At 69.9% G+C, this 18,357-nt stretch carries 20 protein-coding genes; 13 read left to right on the top strand and 7 right to left on the bottom strand.

Annotated features, from left to right (window positions below; all coding sequences use genetic code 11):
- Window positions 1-187: 187 nt before the first annotated feature.
- Window positions 188-715, bottom strand: a complete 528-nt coding sequence (locus Q0R13_RS16605) for a TMEM175 family protein (protein WP_293905945.1) — start codon at window positions 713-715, stop codon at window positions 188-190.
- Between the two features lie 109 nt (window positions 716-824).
- On the opposite strand from Q0R13_RS16605, the gene Q0R13_RS16600 reads away from it, so the two are divergent.
- Complete coding sequence (locus Q0R13_RS16600; protein ID WP_293905943.1) at window positions 825-2,549, top strand: alpha/beta fold hydrolase; 1,725 nt, start codon at window positions 825-827, stop codon at window positions 2,547-2,549.
- An 84-nt stretch (window positions 2,550-2,633) separates the two neighbouring features.
- Window positions 2,634-3,173, top strand: a complete 540-nt coding sequence (locus Q0R13_RS16595) for a lipocalin family protein (RefSeq protein ID WP_293905941.1) — start codon at window positions 2,634-2,636, stop codon at window positions 3,171-3,173.
- A 2-nt stretch (window positions 3,174-3,175) separates the two neighbouring features.
- Here the strand turns inward: Q0R13_RS16595 and Q0R13_RS16590 are convergent, their stop codons facing one another.
- Window positions 3,176-3,802, bottom strand: a complete 627-nt coding sequence (locus tag Q0R13_RS16590) for a metalloregulator ArsR/SmtB family transcription factor (protein WP_293905939.1) — start codon at window positions 3,800-3,802, stop codon at window positions 3,176-3,178.
- Between the two features lie 71 nt (window positions 3,803-3,873).
- Between Q0R13_RS16590 and Q0R13_RS16585 the strand changes: the two genes are divergently transcribed.
- Window positions 3,874-5,262, top strand: a complete 1,389-nt coding sequence (locus Q0R13_RS16585) for an MFS transporter (RefSeq protein ID WP_293905937.1) — start codon at window positions 3,874-3,876, stop codon at window positions 5,260-5,262.
- Between the two features lie 8 nt (window positions 5,263-5,270).
- Here the strand turns inward: Q0R13_RS16585 and Q0R13_RS16580 are convergent, their stop codons facing one another.
- Together Q0R13_RS16580 and Q0R13_RS16575 are read right to left on the bottom strand one after the other, a co-directional pair.
- Window positions 5,271-5,690, bottom strand: coding sequence for a hypothetical protein (locus Q0R13_RS16580; protein ID WP_293905935.1), 420 nt, complete (start codon window positions 5,688-5,690; stop codon window positions 5,271-5,273).
- 81 nt (window positions 5,691-5,771) lie between these two features.
- Window positions 5,772-6,368, bottom strand: coding sequence for a TetR/AcrR family transcriptional regulator (locus Q0R13_RS16575; protein WP_293905933.1), 597 nt, complete (start codon window positions 6,366-6,368; stop codon window positions 5,772-5,774).
- Between the two features lie 66 nt (window positions 6,369-6,434).
- Between Q0R13_RS16575 and Q0R13_RS16570 the strand changes: the two genes are divergently transcribed.
- The gene (locus tag Q0R13_RS16570) at window positions 6,435-6,782 is read left to right on the top strand and encodes a darcynin family protein (RefSeq protein ID WP_293905931.1); all 348 of its coding nucleotides are present in this window, start codon (window positions 6,435-6,437) and stop codon (window positions 6,780-6,782) included.
- Here Q0R13_RS16570 and Q0R13_RS16565 read toward each other — a convergent pair.
- Window positions 6,779-8,026: an aspartate kinase gene (locus Q0R13_RS16565; RefSeq protein ID WP_293905929.1), complete on the bottom strand. Its 1,248-nt coding sequence runs from the start codon at window positions 8,024-8,026 to the stop codon at window positions 6,779-6,781. The genes Q0R13_RS16570 and Q0R13_RS16565 overlap by 4 nt on opposite strands.
- 117 nt (window positions 8,027-8,143) lie before the next feature.
- Between Q0R13_RS16565 and Q0R13_RS16560 the strand changes: the two genes are divergently transcribed.
- The 8 genes from Q0R13_RS16560 to Q0R13_RS16525 all read left to right on the top strand — a co-directional run bounded on the left by Q0R13_RS16560 (window position 8,144) and on the right by Q0R13_RS16525 (window position 15,362).
- Window positions 8,144-8,611, top strand: a complete 468-nt coding sequence (locus Q0R13_RS16560; protein ID WP_293905927.1) for an AbrB/MazE/SpoVT family DNA-binding domain-containing protein — start codon at window positions 8,144-8,146, stop codon at window positions 8,609-8,611.
- A 4-nt stretch (window positions 8,612-8,615) separates the two neighbouring features.
- Window positions 8,616-8,987, top strand: coding sequence for a type II toxin-antitoxin system VapC family toxin (locus Q0R13_RS16555; RefSeq protein ID WP_293905925.1), 372 nt, complete (start codon window positions 8,616-8,618; stop codon window positions 8,985-8,987).
- Between the two features lie 2 nt (window positions 8,988-8,989).
- Window positions 8,990-9,742 (top strand): bifunctional 2-polyprenyl-6-hydroxyphenol methylase/3-demethylubiquinol 3-O-methyltransferase UbiG, encoded by a 753-nt coding sequence (gene ubiG / locus Q0R13_RS16550; RefSeq protein ID WP_293905923.1) that lies wholly within the window; start codon window positions 8,990-8,992, stop codon window positions 9,740-9,742.
- 33 nt (window positions 9,743-9,775) lie between these two features.
- Window positions 9,776-10,579: an FkbM family methyltransferase gene (locus tag Q0R13_RS16545; protein WP_293905921.1), complete on the top strand. Its 804-nt coding sequence runs from the start codon at window positions 9,776-9,778 to the stop codon at window positions 10,577-10,579.
- A gap of 72 nt (window positions 10,580-10,651) precedes the next feature.
- Window positions 10,652-12,058, top strand: a complete 1,407-nt coding sequence (locus Q0R13_RS16540; protein WP_293905919.1) for a M20/M25/M40 family metallo-hydrolase — start codon at window positions 10,652-10,654, stop codon at window positions 12,056-12,058.
- Between the two features lie 128 nt (window positions 12,059-12,186).
- Window positions 12,187-12,495: a hypothetical protein gene (locus Q0R13_RS16535; RefSeq protein WP_293905917.1), complete on the top strand. Its 309-nt coding sequence runs from the start codon at window positions 12,187-12,189 to the stop codon at window positions 12,493-12,495.
- 253 nt (window positions 12,496-12,748) lie between these two features.
- Window positions 12,749-14,368, top strand: coding sequence for a long-chain fatty acid--CoA ligase (locus Q0R13_RS16530; RefSeq protein ID WP_293905915.1), 1,620 nt, complete (start codon window positions 12,749-12,751; stop codon window positions 14,366-14,368).
- A 109-nt stretch (window positions 14,369-14,477) separates the two neighbouring features.
- Window positions 14,478-15,362 carry an alpha/beta hydrolase gene (locus Q0R13_RS16525; RefSeq protein WP_293905913.1) on the top strand — a complete coding sequence of 295 codons (885 nt, stop codon included), beginning with the start codon at window positions 14,478-14,480 and terminating at the stop codon, window positions 15,360-15,362.
- Window positions 15,363-15,498: 136 nt separating this feature from the next.
- Here the strand turns inward: Q0R13_RS16525 and chrA are convergent, their stop codons facing one another.
- The gene (chrA, locus tag Q0R13_RS16520; RefSeq protein ID WP_293905911.1) at window positions 15,499-16,707 is read right to left on the bottom strand and encodes a chromate efflux transporter; all 1,209 of its coding nucleotides are present in this window, start codon (window positions 16,705-16,707) and stop codon (window positions 15,499-15,501) included.
- Window positions 16,708-16,827: 120 nt separating this feature from the next.
- On the opposite strand from chrA, the gene Q0R13_RS16515 reads away from it, so the two are divergent.
- Window positions 16,828-17,910 (top strand): Zn-dependent alcohol dehydrogenase, encoded by a 1,083-nt coding sequence (locus Q0R13_RS16515; RefSeq protein ID WP_293905909.1) that lies wholly within the window; start codon window positions 16,828-16,830, stop codon window positions 17,908-17,910.
- 31 nt (window positions 17,911-17,941) lie between these two features.
- Here the strand turns inward: Q0R13_RS16515 and Q0R13_RS16510 are convergent, their stop codons facing one another.
- Complete coding sequence (locus Q0R13_RS16510) at window positions 17,942-18,280, bottom strand: cupredoxin domain-containing protein (RefSeq protein WP_293905907.1); 339 nt, start codon at window positions 18,278-18,280, stop codon at window positions 17,942-17,944.
- Window positions 18,281-18,357: the final 77 nt, after the last annotated feature.

The following is an 18,357-nucleotide window of genomic DNA, read 5'->3' as shown; positions in this document are numbered from 1 at the left end:
GACCCAGAACCGATAGCTGAGACGCGGGCTGGACGGGCTCAGCGCGCCCGGAGCCCACGTCTGAGCCCTTCCGTCTGGGTCCCGGCCTTCGCCGGGATGAGCGGTATTGAGTACGGACCCTAATGCGCGCCGGGCGCGGCGGCATTCGGACCATCCAGCCAGCGCGACATCGGCTTGCTGAAGGCGTTCAGGATGAAGGCCAGGGACGCGTAGTGCGGCGCGTAGAGCTGATGGCCACCGCCAGGGCCGCCGAGATCAGCAGCATAACCACGCCGCCGCGGTTCTCGCCCACCTTCGCCCGCTCCGCCTCCGGCGCCGAGACCGCCAGCCCCCAGCCGGCGACCGACAGGCCGGCGAGATTGGCCGCATAGACCCACACCGCGGGCGGTAGGCTGGCGTAGCGGCCCATCACCATGCTGGAAAACGGGATGAAGGTGACCATCAGCAGGTGGATCAGCCACCAGTTCACATACTGCTGCCCCACCGGCTCGTGCCCCGTGCGATCCTTCACGACCGATCGCCAGCGGCCGCCCAGCACCGCGAAGCTCAGCACATAGGGCCAGAACTTCGGGGCCAGCGCGCCAAGCGCGTCGAGCAGGTCCTGGCTGGAGTGCGGCTCGAACCCCTCGGGCAGGCGGATCTCGAGCACGAGCAGGGTCATGGCTACGCCGTAAATGGAGTCCGCCAGGCCATCGAGTCGGCGCCGTGAGTACATGGCCGCCATACTGCGGCGGGTTCCGGAGCCGCGCCAAGGGGATATGCTTGAGCTTCCGCGTCGTCGGGGGCATCGTCCGGGGCAGCGACAAGGGGTCTCGGGGGAACATATGCGGAAATGGGTGGCCTTTGGGCTGGCCTGGGCCTTGATCCTGGGCGGCGCGTTCCTGGCGCATACGATCCAGACCGACCGTGGGAACGTCAGCGTCGCCGAGGTGAGCTTCCCGGCGGAGGCCAAGGTCACCATCTCGGGCCTGCTCTACACGCCCAGGACCGCCACCGCCGCGACGCCGGCGCCCGCCATCCTGGTCAGTCACGGCTACATCAACACCCGCGAGATGCAGAGCCCGTTCGCCATCGAGCTGGCCCGGCGCGGCTACGTGGTGCTGGCCATGGACATGACCGGCCACGGCTACTCCGGCGGCATCGTCGGTACGGCCGGGTTCGGCGGCCCGGCGGCGCTGAAGTACCTCAAGAGCCTGCCGGTGGTGGACAAGGCCCACGTCGGCATGGAGGGCCATTCCATGGGCGGCGGGCCGGTGATGGCCGCGGCCGTCTCCGACCCGGACGGCTACCGCTCGATCGTGCTGGCCGGCTCGACGCCGGGCCTGCTGGGCGCCGCCGCGCCGGCCAACCCGCGGAACCTGGCGGTGGTGTTCGGCCAGTTCGACGAGTTCGCGCCGCTGATGTGGCAGGTGCCCAAGGGCTCGCTGGTCAACACCTCCAAACGGCTGCAGGCGATTTTCGGCGTCACCGGGCCGATCCAGGAGGACCGCGTCTATGGCGATATCGCCGCCGGCACCGCCCGCGTCCTGGCCAACCCGCCGGTCACCCACCCCTGGGAGCACTTCTCCAGCGCCGGGGTCGGGGACGCGGTCGACTGGTTCCAGCGCACCCTGCCGGCCCCCGCCGCCAAGCCGGTGGCCAACCAGGTCTGGCTCTGGAAGGACATCGGCACCCTGATCGCCTTCGTCGGCATGGTCGGGCTGATCCTGGCGACCTTCGACCTCCTGCTGACACTGCCGGCGTTCGCGGGCCTGAACGAAACCGCCCGGCCGGTGGTCGAGCGGCGCAATGGCCGCTGGTGGCTGTCGCTGGCGATCACCGCGGGCCTGCCGGCCCTGACCTACTTCCCGCTGATGAAAGTCGGCCAGCGGTTCTTTCCCATGGCCGCGTTCCCGCAGTGGATCCAGAATCAGCTGCTGGTCTGGGCGCTGGGGACCGCGCTTCTGACCCTGTTGATCGGCCTGGTGCTGCGCTCGAAGCCGGCGTTCAGCAACCGCTGGGGGCTCTCGGCGGCGGCGGCCCTGGCGACCATGGCCGTGGCTTATGTCTCGCTGGTGATTGTCGATGCGGCGTTCAAGGTCGACTACCGCTTCTGGGTGCTGGGCCTGAAGCCGCTCAGCCCCGCCCGGGCGCTCGAACTCCCCGCCTATCTGGTGCTCTGGACGTTGTTCTTCCTGGTCGCCATGCGGTCGCTGGCGGCCACGATCGCGGTGCGCGGGGAGGGGGCCTTCGCCGCGCTCGCCTGGGCCAAGATCGCCATGGCCGCGGGCTTCGGCGTGCTGGTGATCTGGGAATACGCCACCCTGTTCACGACCGGCTTCCTGGGCACCCCCACCGAGCCGCTGAACGTCATCGTGGCGATCCAGTTCGTGCCGCTGCTGGCGATCATCGGGATCATCGGGGCCTTCACCTACCGGCGCACCAACTCCTATGTCCCTGGCGCCCTGATCTGCGCCCTGCTGATCAGCTGGTACGTCACCTCCGGCACCGCCAACCACTGGGCGCCCGGCTTCGCGCCGCAGCTGCCGGGGGCGAGCGCGCGCAAGTAGGGGTAGCGACCGCGAGGCGGCGGAGGCGTTGACGGCGACGCCCCGCCTCCGGATGGTGGACGCGCAACCCTGAAGGAGGCCTCCTTGACGTCACTGGCGATCGGCGCAGCCCTGCTGCTCGCGGCGGCGACCCCGGGCCCGCCGGCCGTCGGCCCGATCGCGCCGGACGTCGTCTACAGCGGCGCCTGGCACGAGCAGGCGCGTACCCCCGCGGGGCTGACCAAGGGTTGCGAATGGGCGGTCACGGCGTATGGCCGCGACGACAAGGGCCGGATCACGGTCCACGAATCCTGCCACCCGGGCCGCCAGGATGCGGCCGAGCGCGCGATCGAAGGGTCGGGCGAAGTCCGCGACCCCGGCCTTAACGCCACGGTCCTCTTCCGCTACCGGCTCGGGCCGCTGCGGCCCACCCGCGAGATGCGCATCATCGCCATCGATCCGGACGGCGCCTGGTACATCTCGGCCGAACCCGGCATCGAGCACGTCTACGTCTTCACGCGCGAGACGGCGCCGCCGGTGGAGACTGTGCGCGGCCTCGCGAAGCGCCTGCGCGATCTGGGCTACCGCGGCGCGCTGGAGATCCTGGCGACGCCGGGGCGGGACCGGGCGTCCGAGACGCCCTGACGTCAGCCCGCCAGCCTGATCCGATAGGCGCACCGCCGCGCGCCGGCCAGGATGTGGTCGGTGCGCTCGACGCTGACGTCCGGCCCCAGCGCCTCGCGGAAGACCTGCAGTTCGGCGCGGCAGAATCCCTGGCAGGCGGCCGCCGCCGCGCAGATGGGGCAGTGGTTTTCCACGAGAAGGAAGCCGCCGCCAGGGTCGGGCGTCCAGTCGGCCATGTAGCCTTCCGTCGTCCGAAGTTCGGCCAGCCGGGCGACGCGGGCTTCCAGCCGCTTCGCCCCGGCCAGCGCCGTCGTATAGGCCCGCACCGTCGCCTGCTCGCGCCGGGCGACCAGGCGTTCGACCCCGTCCTCCCCGAACTCGGCGCGGACGGCGTCCAGCATCTCCAGGGTCAGTTGGGCGTGGGTGTCGGGGAACCGGACCTGGGCCATGTCGGTCAGCGACCAGGTGCGCCGCGGCCGGCCCACGCCGCGGCGTTCGTCGGTGTGGGCCACCAGCCCGTCGGCGACGAGGCGCTCCAGATGTTGCAGGGTGGCCTGCCGGCTGACCCCCAGGACCGCTGCCAGGGCGAGGGTCTCCGCCGGTCCGCGGGTCTTGAGCTGGAACAGGATGCGGTCGGCCGGCGCATGCATTTGACAATCATTGTATTGCAAAATCCGGAGGCGCGGTCTATCGCCAATTTGACATGGCTGAAGTTGTCAAAATGAACGAAGCCACCGGCTGGGCGGACCTGCTGGCGGAGGGGCGGCTGCCGCGCTTCGCCCTGATCTGCCTGGGCGTCTGGTTGAACGCCGCCGACAGCCTGGTCACCGCCACCATCATGCCCAGCGTCGGCGCCGACCTCGGCGGCTATGCCTACTTCAGCTGGGCCACCGCCGGTTATTTCGTCGGCGCGATCCTGGCCGGGGCCAGCTCCGGGCGGCTGTCGGAAAGGTTCGGCCTCCGATCGGCCACCGCGGTGGCGGGGCTGGTGATGGTGGCGGGCTGTCTCATCAGCGCGATGGCCCCCAATGTGGGCCTGTTCCTGGCCGGCCGCCTGATCCAGGGCCTGGGCTCCGGGTGGATCTCCGGCTTTGCCATGGTCGCCATCGCGCTGCTGTTCCCCGAGCGCCACCTGGCTCGGGTGTTCGCCGCCGTCACCTTCGTGTGGGGCATCGCCACGGTGCTGGGCCCGCTGTTCGGCGGCCTGGTCCTGGAGGGCGGCCATTGGCGCGACGTGTTCTGGCTGTTCGCGGCCCAGGCCGGACTGTTCAGCCTCGCCGCGCCCTTCCTGCTGGGCGGCGCGGGCCGGGCCAGCGGCGGTCCGGGCATTCCCTGGGCGCAACTGGGCGTGCTGGGGTTGGGCGTCGGCGCCATCGCCGTCGCCAATGTGGTGACCAACCTGCCCGTCGCCGTGGCCCTGGTCGTCGGCGGCCTGGTGATCCTGGTCCTGGTCGTACGCCTCGACGATCGGCTGCGGGTGCGCCTGCTGCCCCATCGCGCGGGCGATGTCAGGACGGTGGTCGGCGCCGGCTATGCGGCGATGTTCGCGCTCACCGCCGCCTCGATGGGCTTTTCCATCTATGGCCCGGCGATCCTGCAGCAGACTCGCGGCTTCACCCCACTGTGGGCCGGCTACGCGGTGGGCGCGGAATCGATGGCTTGGACAATCACCGCCATGGCGGTCGCCGGCGCCGGCGCGGTCTGGGACGCCCGCTGGGTTCGCATCGGGGCCCTGCTGCTGATTTCCAGCCTGGTCATGCTGCCCTTCACCCTGGCCGACGGGCCGCTGGTCTGGATGCTGGTGGCCGGTGGCCTTATGGGCGCGGCGTTCGGGTTCGCCTGGGCCTTCATGAGCCGGCGCGTGCTGATGGCGCTGCGTGACGACGACAAGGCCATCGGCTCCTCGGGCATCACCGCCGTGCGCCAGTGCGGCGCGGCGGCCGGCGCGGCGATCTCCGGCGTCGCCGCCAATGTGGTCGGCTTCTCGCAGGGTCTGACCGACGCCAGCGCCCGCGCCGCCACGATCTGGGTCTTCGTCGCCGTGATCCCGCTTGCCCTCGCCGGCGCCTGGGCCGCCTTCCGCCTCACCGGCTCAGCCGAACGGGCCTAGCGGGGTCGTCAGGTCCTCGCCGGTCGCCACAGCGGTCCGACGGCCACCAGCAGAACCACGGCATTGAAGGCAGCGTTCGACGGGGTGCCGGACGCGATCGACCCCGCGCTGTCCAGCAGGAACCAGGCGATCGTGCCCGTCAGCACCGAGCGGCGCACGCCCTCCGGCGCGGCGTCATAGACCCACATCGACAGGCACCAGATCATGACCCCCCAGCCCATGAGAAAACCGCCGGTCAACGCCGACAGGAACCGCGTGTCAGGGGACGCATAGGTGGTCGCGCCGTCGATCGGCCAGCTCAGGATATCAAGGGTCAGCCGCGCGGGCTCCAGCGTCGGGGCCATCGTTCCCAGGAAGAAGATCGGCCCGAATGACCCGACGACGATGGCCGTGACCTTCAGCCAGAACTTGTGGAATTGGTGGGACATCGCGGCGCTCCGGTTGATGGTGGCCGACGGTGGCTCGGCGGATCGCGGCGAGGCAATGACGTCTCAGGTAATCTCGGGGCCTCAGGGATCCCCCGCCTGTCCTGACAGATAGCCCATGGCCGCGCGGGCGATCCGCCGGGTCAGGTCATGCGGGTCCGCGTGGAGCGCGCCGTCGACCATGCCGCGCACCAGATTCTGCAGATCTCCCGCCGCGACCTGTGGATCCGGCACGTCGTGCCGCGCCAGGAACTGCGTCAGTTGCCCGATGGTGGTCTGCGACCGAATGGTCACCTCGGCCTCCAGCCCCAGCCGCCGCTCCTCCAGGTCCAGGATCCGCGCCAGATTGGGCCGCGCCGTCTGGCTGGCCACGGCCAGGGCGACCAGCCGCTCCACCGCCTGAGCCAAGGGCAGGTCGGCCGCGGCCTCCAGCGCCCTGGCGAGTTCGGCCTCGAACCGGGCGGCCTCAAGGCGGATCAGCGCCGCCATCACCGCGTCCTTGCCCGGGAAGTACTGGTAGATCGATCCGATGCTCACCCCGGCCCGTGCCGCCACCGCATTGGTGTTGAACGCGCCGAGTCCGCCGGCCTCCAGAACCTGAGCCGCCGCCTCCAGCACCACGTCCATGGTCCGGGCAGACCGCTGCTGTGACGGGCGTTTGCGCAGGTCGAGGACGTCCATGGAACGCGAGCATCCAAAGCGAGTAATTACTCACATACTGCGCCATATCAACCCTGGAGCAAAGCCATGACGGACGCCCCCAAGATCACCTTCTTCATGCTGCTGCGCAGCTCGCCCGCCTGGCTCGCGCTGACCCGCGAGGCGCGCTTCGCCTTCATCGAAGCGACCATCAAGCCGATCTTCGCGCGCTACCCGCAGGTGGCCCTGCGGTTCTACGACGCCGAGGCGTTCAGCGGCCGGGCGACGGATGTGGCGGTGTTCGAGACCCGCGACCTGCGCGCCTATTACTTCCTGATCGACGCCCTGCGCGACACGCCGTTCCTGGGCCTGCCCTATTTCGAGGTGCTGGAAATCATCCCGGCCGTCGAGGACGGGTATCTGGAGTACACCGAGGCGGAGGGCCTGGCCGCCTAGAGTTGGTCCAGGCCATAGGCCGCGTGCAGCGCCCGCACCGCGAGTTCCGTATAGGCCGCGTCGATCAGCACGCTGATCTTGATCTCCGAGGTCGAGATCACCTGGATGTTCACGCCCTTGTCGGCCAGCGCCTGGAACATTGACTTGGCCACCCCGGTGTGGCTGCGCATGCCGACGCCGATCACCGAGACCTTGGCCACGTCGTCGTTCACCTGAACGTCCTCGAAGCCGACGCTGGGTTGGACGGATCGCACGATGTCGACGGCGCGCTGGGCGTCACGCTTGCCGACCGTGAATTCCATGTTGGCGGTGTCGGCGGTGCGGGCCTTGGACTGGACGATCATGTCCACGTTGACGTTGGCGTCGGCCAGGGCGCCGAAGATGGTGGACGACACCCCGGGATGGTCCGGCAGACCGAAGAGGCTGATCTTCGCCTCGTCGCGGCTGTAGGCCACGCCGCTCACGATGCGCTTCTCCACGATCTCCTCCTCGTCACACACTATCGTACCTTGGCCCGGCGCCTCGCCCGGCTCTACGAAACTCGATAGCACCCGCACGGGCACACCATAGGCCATGGCGAGCTCGACCGAGCGGGTCTGCAGCACCTTGGCGCCCAGCGACGCCATCTCCAGCATCTCCTCGTAGGAGATCTTGGCCAGCTTGCGGGCCTTGGATTCGATCCGCGGGTCGGTGGTGTAGACCCCGTCCACGTCGGTGTAGATGTCACAGCCGCACCCGAGCGCGGCGGCGATGGCGACGGCGCTGGTGTCCGATCCGCCCCGGCCCAGAGTGGCGATGCGCCCGTCGCGGGTCACCCCCTGGAAGCCCGCGATCACCGCGACCTCGCCGGCGTCCATGGCCGCGCCCAGCTTCTCGGGCTGGATCTCGTCGATCCGCGCGCGGCCGTGGCTGTCGTCGGCGATGATCGGGATCTGCCAGCCCATCCAGGACCTTGCCGGCGTCCCCATATTGCGCAGCGTCATGGCCAGCAGCCCGGCGCTCACCTGCTCGCCCGACGCCACCACCACGTCGTATTCGTCGTCGGAGGCCGCCAGCCCCTGCGCCGCCGCGCCCGACCCGTCAGTCCAGGCCACCAGCTCATTGGTCTTGCCCGCCATGGCCGAGACCACGACAGCCACCTGATGCCCCGCCTGGACCTCGGCGTTCACGAGCCGCGCCACCCGCCGGATGCGCTCCAGGTCGGCCACCGACGTGCCGCCGAATTTCATCACCAGCCGAGCCACGCCGCGCCGACCCCTCCGCCCAAAAGCGGGCCGTTCTAGCGGCGGCGCCCGTGCCGCACAACGGTATTGACGGAGCGCGACAGGTACCTACCTATCTACCTATCAAAGGGGCAGGTCATGGATCGAGTCGAAGGTGCACGCGTCATCGCCTCGGCTATGACGGTGTCTGACAAGATCAGGGCGCTTAGCATCGCCGGATATCCCCGCGCTGAGATCGCCCGAGCTCTTGGGAAGCGTTACCAGCACGTCCGCAATGTGCTGGAGGGCGACAAACTGCGAGGGCCATCGCCGACGCAATTGCCCGCCGGGGTCGCAGAGGCCTCGACGCCATTTGCGGATATTTGTCGACTTGTGGTCGAGCCGGATGGGTCAGTCCGATTGCCGCATGAGGTTCAAGCCTTGTTGGGCGCTCGACCGGGCGGTGTGCTGATCGCAGAAATCGAGGAGGATCGGCTGATCATCCTGAGCGGCAGAGCTGCATGGAAGAAAATACAGGTCGCCCTTGCGCCGTATGCCGACCCGACGCGGTCCATCGTAGATGAACTGATCGCGGAGCGGCACTCCGGAGAGATGTGGGGTGACTAGGGCGGTGCTCGATACATCAGCGATCCTGACCTGGTTCTGGAACGAACCCGGTGGCGATCGACTACATGACGTCCTGGACGAAGCTCACATCTCTGCGGTCAACCTCGCGGAGGTGGCGCAAAAGCTGGGCGATAAGCCCGTCGATGACGCGACGATCGGGCGTATGATTGGTCGCCTGGCCGCGGTGATCGAGCCCTTTGATGGCGATGACGCCTTGCAGGCCGGCCTCTGGCGCCGCGCGACGCGCTCGCGTGGCCTCTCCCTCGGCGACCGCGCCTGCCTGGCGCTGGGCAAGCGGCTCGGCCTGCCGGTCTACACCGCCGATCGCGCCTGGGCCGAACTGGACCTGGGCGTGGAAGTCGTGCTGATACGCTGAGCATGAGCGCCACCGCCAAATCCTCCATCGATCCCGCCGAGGTCGAACGGTTTTCCCGCATCGCCGCCGAGTGGTGGGACCCGCGCGGCAAGTTCGCGCCGCTGCACAGGTTCAATCCGGTAAGACTGGGCTTCATCCGGGACCAGGCCCTCTACCACTTCCAGCGTGATCCCACGGCGCGCCGGCCGTTCGAAGGCCTGCGGCTAATGGACATCGGCTGCGGCGGCGGCCTGCTGTCCGAGCCGATGACCCGTCTGGGCTTCGAGGTCACCGGCGTCGACGCCTCGGAACGCAACGTCGGCACGGCCAGCGTCCACGCTGCCGAACAGGGCCTCATCATCGACTACCGCGCCTCCACCGCCGAGGCCCTGGTCGCGGCCGGCGAGCCGCCGTTCGACGTGATCCTCAACATGGAGGTGATCGAGCACGTGGCCGACCCCGGCGACTACCTGCGCGCCTGCGCCCAGCTGCTGAAGCCCGGCGGCCTGATGATCGTCGCCACCCTCAACCGTACGCTCAAAGCCCTGGCCCTGGCCAAGGTCGGCGCCGAATATGTCATGCGCTGGCTGCCGATCGGCACCCACGATTGGAACCGGTTCCTCAAGCCCGACGAGGTCCGCGACTTCCTGGCACAAGCGCCGGTCGTAGTGGATGGCCCCTTCGGCGTCGTATTCAACCCGCTCACCGGCCGATGGACGGAATCCACTGACACGGACGTGAACTACATGATGACGGTGGTCCGCGACGCGGCGTAAGCGGCGGACGGGGCGGGGTAGATCGGAGTCTGGATGCCATCCCTACGCGTGCTGGGGCACGCCTTCCGCGCCTGGCGGCGGAACAAGAGCTGGGCCAAGCACGAGCCTGAGACCCCCTACCTCGCCGACCTGCTGTCGGGCGCGCCGGTGTGCCTGCACGTGGGCGCCAGCGACGGCCGCCACTCCTACGTCATGACCCAGGTGGCCCCCAAGGCGCGGATCTACGCCTTCGAGCCGTCCGCCTTCGCCTTCGCGGTGCTGAAGGTCGGCATCGCCTGGCACCGCATGGGCAAGCAGGTCACCGCCATCCACGCCGCCGTCGCCGACAAGCCCGGCGAACTGCTGCTGGTGACGCCCAAGAAGACCTCCGGCCGCATGGGTCGCGCCTACGCCTATGTCGCCGAGACGAGGCCCAACGGCCAGGCCCGCCCGGACCTGGAAGACGCCGGCATGGAGGTCCAGCCGACGCCTGTGATCACCCTGGACGCCTTCTGCGCCGAGCAGGGCCTCGATCACGTCGACTTCATCCGCATGGACATCGAGGGCGCCGAGCTGAAGGCGCTGATGGGCGCGCTGGCTATCCTCGACCGCGACAAGCCGCACGTGCTGCTGGAGATCCACCCGGTTATGCTCCAGGCCCGTTTCGGCGCCTCGGGCGAGGCGGTCCTCGACCTGTTCCGCGACCGCGGCTACCGCATGTTCGCGCTTAACGGCGACCGGCTGGAGGAACGCACCACCCTGGTCGAGGGCCTGCCCTGGAAGGACTACTTCTTCCTTCACCCGTCCCGGGCGGCGAAGCTGCCGGACGGGGTGTTCAAGGCGCGGATGGCGGCTTAGCCGGGCGAGGCGGGCCTTGCGCCACCCGGGCGCGCTTGCGACGCTGCGGGGCACCCTGGGGGCTGTCCGGACATGAGACCGATCCTTATCGCCACTGCGGCGCTTGCCGTCGTGGCGGCCGCCCCCGTCGCGGCCCGCGCCCAGCCGTCCGGCGACCTCGCCTTCCGGGCGATGCTCAAGGAAATGGTCGAGACCGACACCAGCGTCGCCACCGGCGACTGCACCGCTCTCGTCGCCAGGGTCGCCGCGCGGATGACCGCGGCGGGCTTCCCGGCCGGCGACCTGCACGTCTTCGTCCCCGAGGGCGCGCCCAAGGCCGGCAATCTGGTCGCCGTGCTGCCGGGCAAGGACCCCAGGGCCAGGGCCGTGCTGATGCTGGGCCACATCGACGTGGTCAACGCCCGGCGCGAGGACTGGACCCGCGATCCCTTCACCCTGATTGAGGAAGACGGCCAGCTGTTCGGGCGCGGCGTGTCCGACATGAAGGCCCAGGACGCCATCTGGGCCGACAACATGGTCCGCTACCATAACGAGGGTTACCGGCCGGCGCGGACGATTAAGCTGGCGCTGACCTGCGGCGAGGAGGGCGGGTTCGTGAACGGCGCCGCCTGGCTGGCCCAGAACCAGCGCGCGCTGATCGACGCCGGAATCGCGCTCACCGAGGGTGGCGGCGGCGCCCTCGGCGCCGATGGCCGCCGGCCGGCCGTCACCGTCATGGCGGCCGAGAAGATCTTCGCCAACTACACGCTCGAGGTCACGGGCCCGGGCGGCCACTCCTCGCTGCCGCGGCCCGAGAACCCGATCGTCAGCCTGGGCCAGGCGGTCGCCAACCTGAAGAGCCTGAACTTCCCCACCGAGCTGAACGCCTTCAACCGGGCCTATTTCACCGCCCTGGCGCCCCGCGTCGGCGGCGAGACCGGCGCGGCCATGCGCACGGTGCTGGCCGACCCGCAGGACCCCGCCGCCAACGCGGTCCTGAACCGGTCGGTGGCCTATCGCGCCATGCTGCGCACCACCTGCATACCAACCCTGATCGAGGGCGGCCACGCGGCCAACGCCCAGCCGCAGCGGGCGCGCGCCACGATCAACTGCCGACTGCCGCCCGGCACGCCGCTGGCGCCGGTCGAGGCGGCCATCGTCGCTGCGGTGAACGATCCGCAGGTCAAGGTGACCGGCACGCCGGCCGGTCCGTCGCGCGCCCCGGCCTCGCCGCTGACGCCCCAGGTGATGGCGCCGATCGAGGCGGTGGCGGCCGCGGTCTTCCCCGGCGTGCCGGTCACCCCGATGCAGGAGACCTTCGGCACCGACGCCGGCCGGCTGATCGCCGTGGGCATCCCGACCTATGGCTTCTCGGCCCTGTTCCGCGGCGACGACGCCGGCAACATCCACGGCCTGAACGAGCACATCGCCGTCCAGTCGGTGATGCACGGCCGCGAGTTCCTCTACCGCCTGATCAAGGCCTACGCCGACCAGAAGTAGTACCGGCGGACGCGGGATATCCCGTGCCCGGACGCACCGTGTGCGACGTCATGGCGACCCGCAACAACCTGGAGTGCTATTGTCAGGCTTCACTGACTCGGCGAGGCTTTCAGCCGGGCGGAGCGGACATGGGCAAATTCAGGAAGAAGCCGGTCGTCATCGACGCGGTCCGATTCACCAACGCCGTCGCCCGCGAGGGCTGGCGCACGGCCGACCTGCAGCAGAACCACTGGCTCCACGAAGCCTGCCGCGAGGGCATCCTGGTGATCTGCAAATCCGCTGTCCAGGGCCGGTCGACCCCGCCGCCCTTCATCCTCATCCGGACGCTGGAGGGTGAGCTGTCGGGCCTCCCGGGGGACTGGATCATCCGCGGCGTCAAGGGCGAGCTCTACGCCTGCAAGCCCGACATCTTCGCCGCCACCTACGAGCCCGCGTGAGACCCCGGCCACGCCGGCCGGCAAACGCCTCGAGACGTCCGTGTGAGGCCGCCTCTCCCCCGAGCGAAGCGAGGCGAAGAGAGGGAGAGGGTAGGGAGAGGGCCGGCGCGTAAGACCGTGATCCGCCGTGGGTCCAGCCACGGCCCACGAGCGTCGCCGCCCCAGGCCCTTGGGTTGCCAACGGGAGAGGGCCGGCTCGACGCCGCAGACGGCCCGGCCTAGCGTGGGCGCGTCGCCTGGAGGACCCCCGCCCATGCTCGGCCTGATGATGGACCGGCCGCTGACCCTCCCGTCGATCCTGGAGCATTCGGCCGCCTATCATGGCGACACCCAGGTGGTGACCCGCACGGTCGAGGGGCCGATCCACCGCTGCGGCTATCGCGACGCCCTGGCGCGCGCCAAACGGATGGCCAATGTCCTGCTGTCGCTGGGCGTGAAGCAGGGTGACCGGGTGGCGACCCTGGCGTGGAGCACCCACCGCCACTTCGAGCTCTATTTCGCGGTCACCGGGATCGGGGCGGTGTTGCACACCATCAACCCGCGCCTGCATCCGGACCAGGTGGCCTGGGTGGCAGGCCATGCCGAGGATAGCCTGCTGCTGTTCGACATCACCTTTTCGGACCTCGTCGCCGAACTGGCGCCGAAGATGCCGACCGTGAAGACCTTCGTCGCCATGACCGACGCGGCGCACGCCCCGCCCGGCGTGCTGGTCTACGAGGACCTGCTCGCCGCCGCCTCGCCTGACTTCGCCTGGCCGGAGTTGGACGAGCGGCAGGCGTCTGGCCTCTGCTACACCTCCGGCACCACGGGCAATCCCAAGGGCGTGCTCTACAGCCACCGCTCGACGGTGCTGCACGCGCTGGCCCTGGCGCTGCCCGACGCCTTCGACCTGTCGGCCGGCGACGTGGTGATGCCCTGCGCCCAGATGTACCACGCCAACGCCTGGTGCACGCCCTACGCCGCCCCGCTTGTGGGCGCGAAGCTGGTGCTGCCGGGCCGGTCGCTGGACGGGCCCAGCGTCGCCGAGCTGATCGCCGCCGAGGGGGTCACCTTCGTGCTGGGCGTGCCGACCATCTGGGTGGGTGTCGCCGATCACCTGGACCAGACCGGCGGCCAGCTGACGTCCGTGCGCACCATCGCCATCGGCGGTTCGGCGCCCACCGCGGCGCTGATCTCGCGCATCGAGGACCGGCTGGGCGGCCGGGTGCGGCAGATCTGGGGCATGACCGAGACCTCGCCGCTGGGCGTCATCAACACCCCACTGCCGGCCCACGCCGGCGAGGACGCGGCGGCCACCCTGCAGCGGAAACTCAAGCAGGGGCGGGGGCTCTGGGGCGTGGAGCTGCGCATCCTGGGCGAGGACGGTGCCGAGCTGCCGCGCGACGGCGCGAGCGCCGGCGCCCTGCAGGTGCGCGGGCCCTGGGTAAGTTCGGCCTATTTCAAGCAGGACGGGGCGGCGGCCTTCACCGCCGACGGCTGGTTCGACACCGGCGACATCGCCACGCTCGACGCGGAGGGCTATCTGCGCCTCACCGACCGGGCCAAGGACGTGATCAAGTCGGGCGGCGAGTGGATCTCCACCCTCGACCTGGAGGATGCGGTCTGCTCGCACCCCGCCGTCGCCATGGCCGCCGCCATAGGCGTGCCGCACCCCAAGTGGGACGAGCGGCCGCTGCTGCTGGTGACCCTGCGGCCCGGCCAGTCGGCGGACCCCGAGGCGCTGAAGGCCCACGTCGCCGAACGGGTCGCCAAATGGTGGACACCCGACGAGGTGCGGATCGTGTCCGAGCTGCCGCTGGGGCCGACCGGCAAGGTCCTGAAGCGCGAATTGCGTGACCGTCTGGCCACACCGCCGAGCGCATCGAAATCATAACCGAATGCTAATCGAACTTCACCTTGCACAGCGCGTTAGTCACCCCAGGTTAAAGTCGGACGCCAGGAGATAGCCGTTGCAGCGCAAGCGGCCAAAAGGAGTGCTCGCCATGGGGTGGGCGGCCATCGAGGCCGCCGCCAAGGGCCGCACCGAGCACGCCCCGACGGCCGCCGACTATCCCGACACCGTCGTGCGCCGGACCAGCTTCATCGCCGGCGGCGGCCACGGCTGGCGCATTTCGGCGCTGCAGACCCCGCGCGAGACCCCCGCGCCCTGGAAGATCGTGGTGATCACCGGCGCCCCGTCCTGGGCCGAGTACTGGGCCGAGACCTTGTCGGAACTGCCGCAGGACCGCGAGATGATCGTGGTCGACCGTCCCGGCTACGGCGCCTCCGAGCCAACCCGTCCGGTCACCGACATCCGCGTCCAGGCCGAAGCGCTGGCCCCGCTGCTGGAGGCCGCGCGCGGCCAGAAGGTGCTGCTGGTGGGCCAGAGCTATGGCGCGGCGATCGCCTCGATCATGGCCGAGCAGAACCCCGGCAAGGTGGCCGGCCTGGTGCTGCTCTCCGGCTTCTTCGGCGAGGCGGGGCCGACCGCCAAGTGGCTGCTGGACCTGGGCTCCAAGGCGCTGGGCATGATCCCCCGCGACCTGCGCCACGCGGTGATCGAGGTCACCGGCCAGAAGCCGCAGCTGCGCCACGCCAGGCACGCGCTGGCCCGGCTGAACGTGCCGATCCACATGATCCACGGCGACAAGGACGACTTCGCCCCGCTGGAGGCCGCCGAGCGGCTGGCGAACGAGACCCAGACGCGCCGCCCGATCCGCGTGGTCCGCACGGAGGGCGCCAACCACTTCCTGAACGACGGCCCCGCCGAGATCCTGCTGGCCGCCATCGAGGGCTGCATCCCGGCCCGGCCGCAACGGTGGACCTTCCGCTGGCCCAAACTCCCAGCCATATTTTCCCCCCGCGCGCCCAAGGCGGTTTCGGCCTGAGGGCGCTCATCCCGGCGAGGCCGGGACCCGGATGGGACGGCCGGGAGGTCGGTTCGAAGAGCTCGGTGGTTCTCCATCCCCCATCGGCGCTTGGTGATCCAGGTCCCGGCCTTCGCCGGGATGAGCGGACGAAAAGTCAGGGCAGGAACACCCCCGTCGCGACGGCGAAGCCGATCACCACCAGCCACGGTGGCAGCTTGGCGACCTGGAGGAACACGAAGGCCGCGCCGACCAACGCCCAGTCGGCGGGCTGGCGGACCGCGGTCATCAGCACCGGGTTCCACAGCGCCGCGGCGAGCACGCCCACCACCGTCGCGCCGACCCCGGCCACCACGCCGCGGGCCCAGCCCTCGCGCTTCAGCCGGTCCCAGAACGGCAGCACGCCGGTGATCAGCAGCAGGCTGGGCAGGAAGATCGAGAACAGCGCGATCAGGCCGCCCACGATCCCGCCCGGCCCATACCGCTGGGCCGCGCCGACATAACCCGCGAAGCTGAACAGCGGGCCGGGCAGGGCCTGCACCGCGCCGTAGCCGGCCAGGAACGTCTGCTGGTCCAGCCAGCGGCGCTCGACGATCTCGCGCTCCAGCAGCGGCAGCACCACATGGCCGCCGCCGAACACCAGGGCGCCGGTGCGGTAGAAGACGCTGGCCATGCCCAGGCCCGGGTTCTGCAGCAGGCTGGCGAGGATCGGCAGCCCGACCAGCAGCAGGACGAACAGCCCCAGCGCGATCACCGCGCTCTGCACGTCGACGGTCTCGGCCGCGTCGTCCGGGGCCGCCACGGCCGGCGTGTCGCGCAGCAGGAGCATGCCGAACAGCCCGCCGGCCGCCAGCGTCGCCACCTGGGCGGCCGGGCCCTGGACCAAGAACAGCCCCACGGCGGCGCCGAGCGCCAGCCCGGCCCGCACCGGCCCCACGGTCAGGGTCCGGGCCATCTGGTAGACCGCCTGCATCACCACGGCCGCCGCCGCCGCGTGCAGGCCATGGATCCAGCCCTCGCCGAACAGCCCGCTGATCCGCGGCCGCAGTTCGGCGAAGGCGATCATCGCCGTCGCTGCCGGCAGGGTGAAGCCCGCGAACGCCGCCAGCGCGCCCGCCAGCCCCGCCTGCCGCAGCCCGATCGCCATGCCCATCTGGCTGGAGGCCGGCCCCGGCAGGAAGTGGCACAGCGCCAGCAGGTCGGCGTAGGCGGCCTCCGACAGCCAGCCGCGCTGCTCCACGAACTCGCGCCGGAAATAGCCCAGGTGCGCGACCGGCCCCCCAAACGCCGTCAGTCCCTGCCTCAGGAAGGCCAGGAAGACGTCGAGGGCGGTGACGGTCCGTGTCGGCGCGGCGGTGGCGTCCATTCGCTCCTAGATGGAAGGGCGATGGCCGCCTGTCGACCCGTTTCGCGGATAAGGGCTTTTCACGTCCGTCTGAACGGCGATAAGGCTGCGTCCAAATCCACGACAGGTAAGGGAAACGCGATGAAGGCTGCGGTGCTGCGCGAGGTGGGCAAGCCCCTCCAGATCGAGGACGTCCAGATCTCCAAGCCCGGCCCGCACGAGGTGCTGATCCGCACCGCGGCCGCCGGCGTCTGCCACTCCGACCTGCACTTCATGGAGGGCAAGTACCCCTACCCGCTGCCCGCCGTGCTGGGCCACGAAAGCGCCGGTGTCGTGGAAGCCATCGGATCGGAGGTCCGCACGGTGAAGGTGGGCGACCATGTGATCACCTGCCTCTCGGCCTTCTGCGGCCACTGCGAATACTGCCTGACCGGGCACATGAGCCTGTGCGTCTCGCCTGACACCAAGCGCGACCAGGAGGCCGAGCCGCGGCTGACCTCGCCCACCGGTCCGATGATGCAGTACCTGAACCTCTCGTCCTTCGCCGAGCACATGCTGATTCACGAGCATGCCTGTGTGTCGATCCGCAAGGACATGCCGCTGGACCGCGCCGCCCTGATCGGCTGCGGGGTGATGACCGGAGTCGGCGCGGTGATCCACACCTCAAACGTCCGGCCCGGCGACACCGTGGCGGTGATCGGCTGCGGCGGCGTGGGCCTGGCGGCGGTGAACGGCGCGGCCATGGCCGGCGCCGGCCGGGTGATCGCCATCGACATGTCGCCGGGTAAGGAGAACCTGGCCAAGTCCATGGGCGCCACCGACTTCGTCCTGGGCGGCGACGATGTGGTCAAGCAGGTCATGGAGATGACCAAGGGCGGCGTGCAGCACAGCTTCGAGGCCATCGGCCTCTCCAAGACCGCGGAGCAGTCGTTCAACATGCTGCGCCGCGGCGGCACCGCCAACATCATCGGCATGATCCCGGTGGGTCAGACCATCAGCCTGATGGGCGCCGCCTTCCTGGGCGAGAAGCGCATCCAGGGCTCCCTGATGGGCTCCAACCGCTTCCCGGTCGACATGCCGCGGCTGGTGGACGCCTACATGGCCGGCAAGCTGCACCTGGACGACATGATCTCGCGCCGCATCCGCCTGGACCAGGTGAACGAGGCGTTCGAGGAAATGAAGACCGGCGCCGTGGCCCGCTCGGTCATCGTCTTCGACGCCTAAGCCTAGGCCAGGACGGCGACGCGGCCAGCCCTCAGGGGGCCGCGATCGCCGTGATGGTCCCGTTGGCCGTATCGGCGTGCAGTTCGCCCATGAAGCTGTAGGCGCCGGGCTTCAGGGGTCCGACCTCGAAGCTGACCTTGCCGTTGGGCGTGACGTCTTTTTCGACGTGCAGGTCCTCGCTGTCGAATTCCTCCGTGGCGGCATCGCGGTTGATCAGGTCGATCCGGATCCGCTGGCCGGCGGGGACCTCGACCGCCGCCGGCGTGAACCGGTGGTCCTTGAGCGTGAAGGTCACCACATGCGGGCCGGTCGCGGCCTGCGCGGCGGCGGCAAGCCCGGCGACCGCGAGGGCGGCAAGCGCGATACGCATCTGGAAACTCCGATCTGCACCGCAACAATGATGCAATTGACAATCGTTCGCAACCATTTATGCGAGTAATTATCAGT

The sequence above is a fragment of the Phenylobacterium sp. genome, assembly GCF_025351295.1.
Taxonomy (GTDB): domain Bacteria; phylum Pseudomonadota; class Alphaproteobacteria; order Caulobacterales; family Caulobacteraceae; genus Phenylobacterium.
This window is presented reverse-complemented; position numbering and strand designations above follow the sequence as displayed.

Coding starts and splice junctions, on each gene's coding strand:
- Q0R13_RS16605 (WP_293905945.1), bottom strand. CDS start 715: ATGTACTCACGGCGCCGACTCGATGGCCTGGCGGACTCCATTTACGGC.
- Q0R13_RS16600 (WP_293905943.1), top strand. CDS start 825: ATGCGGAAATGGGTGGCCTTTGGGCTGGCCTGGGCCTTGATCCTGGGC.
- Q0R13_RS16590 (WP_293905939.1), bottom strand. CDS start 3,802: ATGCATGCGCCGGCCGACCGCATCCTGTTCCAGCTCAAGACCCGCGGA.
- Q0R13_RS16585 (WP_293905937.1), top strand. CDS start 3,874: ATGAACGAAGCCACCGGCTGGGCGGACCTGCTGGCGGAGGGGCGGCTG.
- Q0R13_RS16580 (WP_293905935.1), bottom strand. CDS start 5,690: ATGTCCCACCAATTCCACAAGTTCTGGCTGAAGGTCACGGCCATCGTC.
- Q0R13_RS16575 (WP_293905933.1), bottom strand. CDS start 6,368: ATGGACGTCCTCGACCTGCGCAAACGCCCGTCACAGCAGCGGTCTGCC.
- Q0R13_RS16570 (WP_293905931.1), top strand. CDS start 6,435: ATGACGGACGCCCCCAAGATCACCTTCTTCATGCTGCTGCGCAGCTCG.
- Q0R13_RS16560 (WP_293905927.1), top strand. CDS start 8,144: ATGGATCGAGTCGAAGGTGCACGCGTCATCGCCTCGGCTATGACGGTG.
- ubiG (WP_293905923.1), top strand. CDS start 8,990: ATGAGCGCCACCGCCAAATCCTCCATCGATCCCGCCGAGGTCGAACGG.
- Q0R13_RS16545 (WP_293905921.1), top strand. CDS start 9,776: ATGCCATCCCTACGCGTGCTGGGGCACGCCTTCCGCGCCTGGCGGCGG.
- Q0R13_RS16540 (WP_293905919.1), top strand. CDS start 10,652: ATGAGACCGATCCTTATCGCCACTGCGGCGCTTGCCGTCGTGGCGGCC.
- Q0R13_RS16535 (WP_293905917.1), top strand. CDS start 12,187: ATGGGCAAATTCAGGAAGAAGCCGGTCGTCATCGACGCGGTCCGATTC.
- Q0R13_RS16530 (WP_293905915.1), top strand. CDS start 12,749: ATGCTCGGCCTGATGATGGACCGGCCGCTGACCCTCCCGTCGATCCTG.
- Q0R13_RS16525 (WP_293905913.1), top strand. CDS start 14,478: ATGGGGTGGGCGGCCATCGAGGCCGCCGCCAAGGGCCGCACCGAGCAC.
- chrA (WP_293905911.1), bottom strand. CDS start 16,707: ATGGACGCCACCGCCGCGCCGACACGGACCGTCACCGCCCTCGACGTC.
- Q0R13_RS16515 (WP_293905909.1), top strand. CDS start 16,828: ATGAAGGCTGCGGTGCTGCGCGAGGTGGGCAAGCCCCTCCAGATCGAG.
- Q0R13_RS16510 (WP_293905907.1), bottom strand. CDS start 18,280: ATGCGTATCGCGCTTGCCGCCCTCGCGGTCGCCGGGCTTGCCGCCGCC.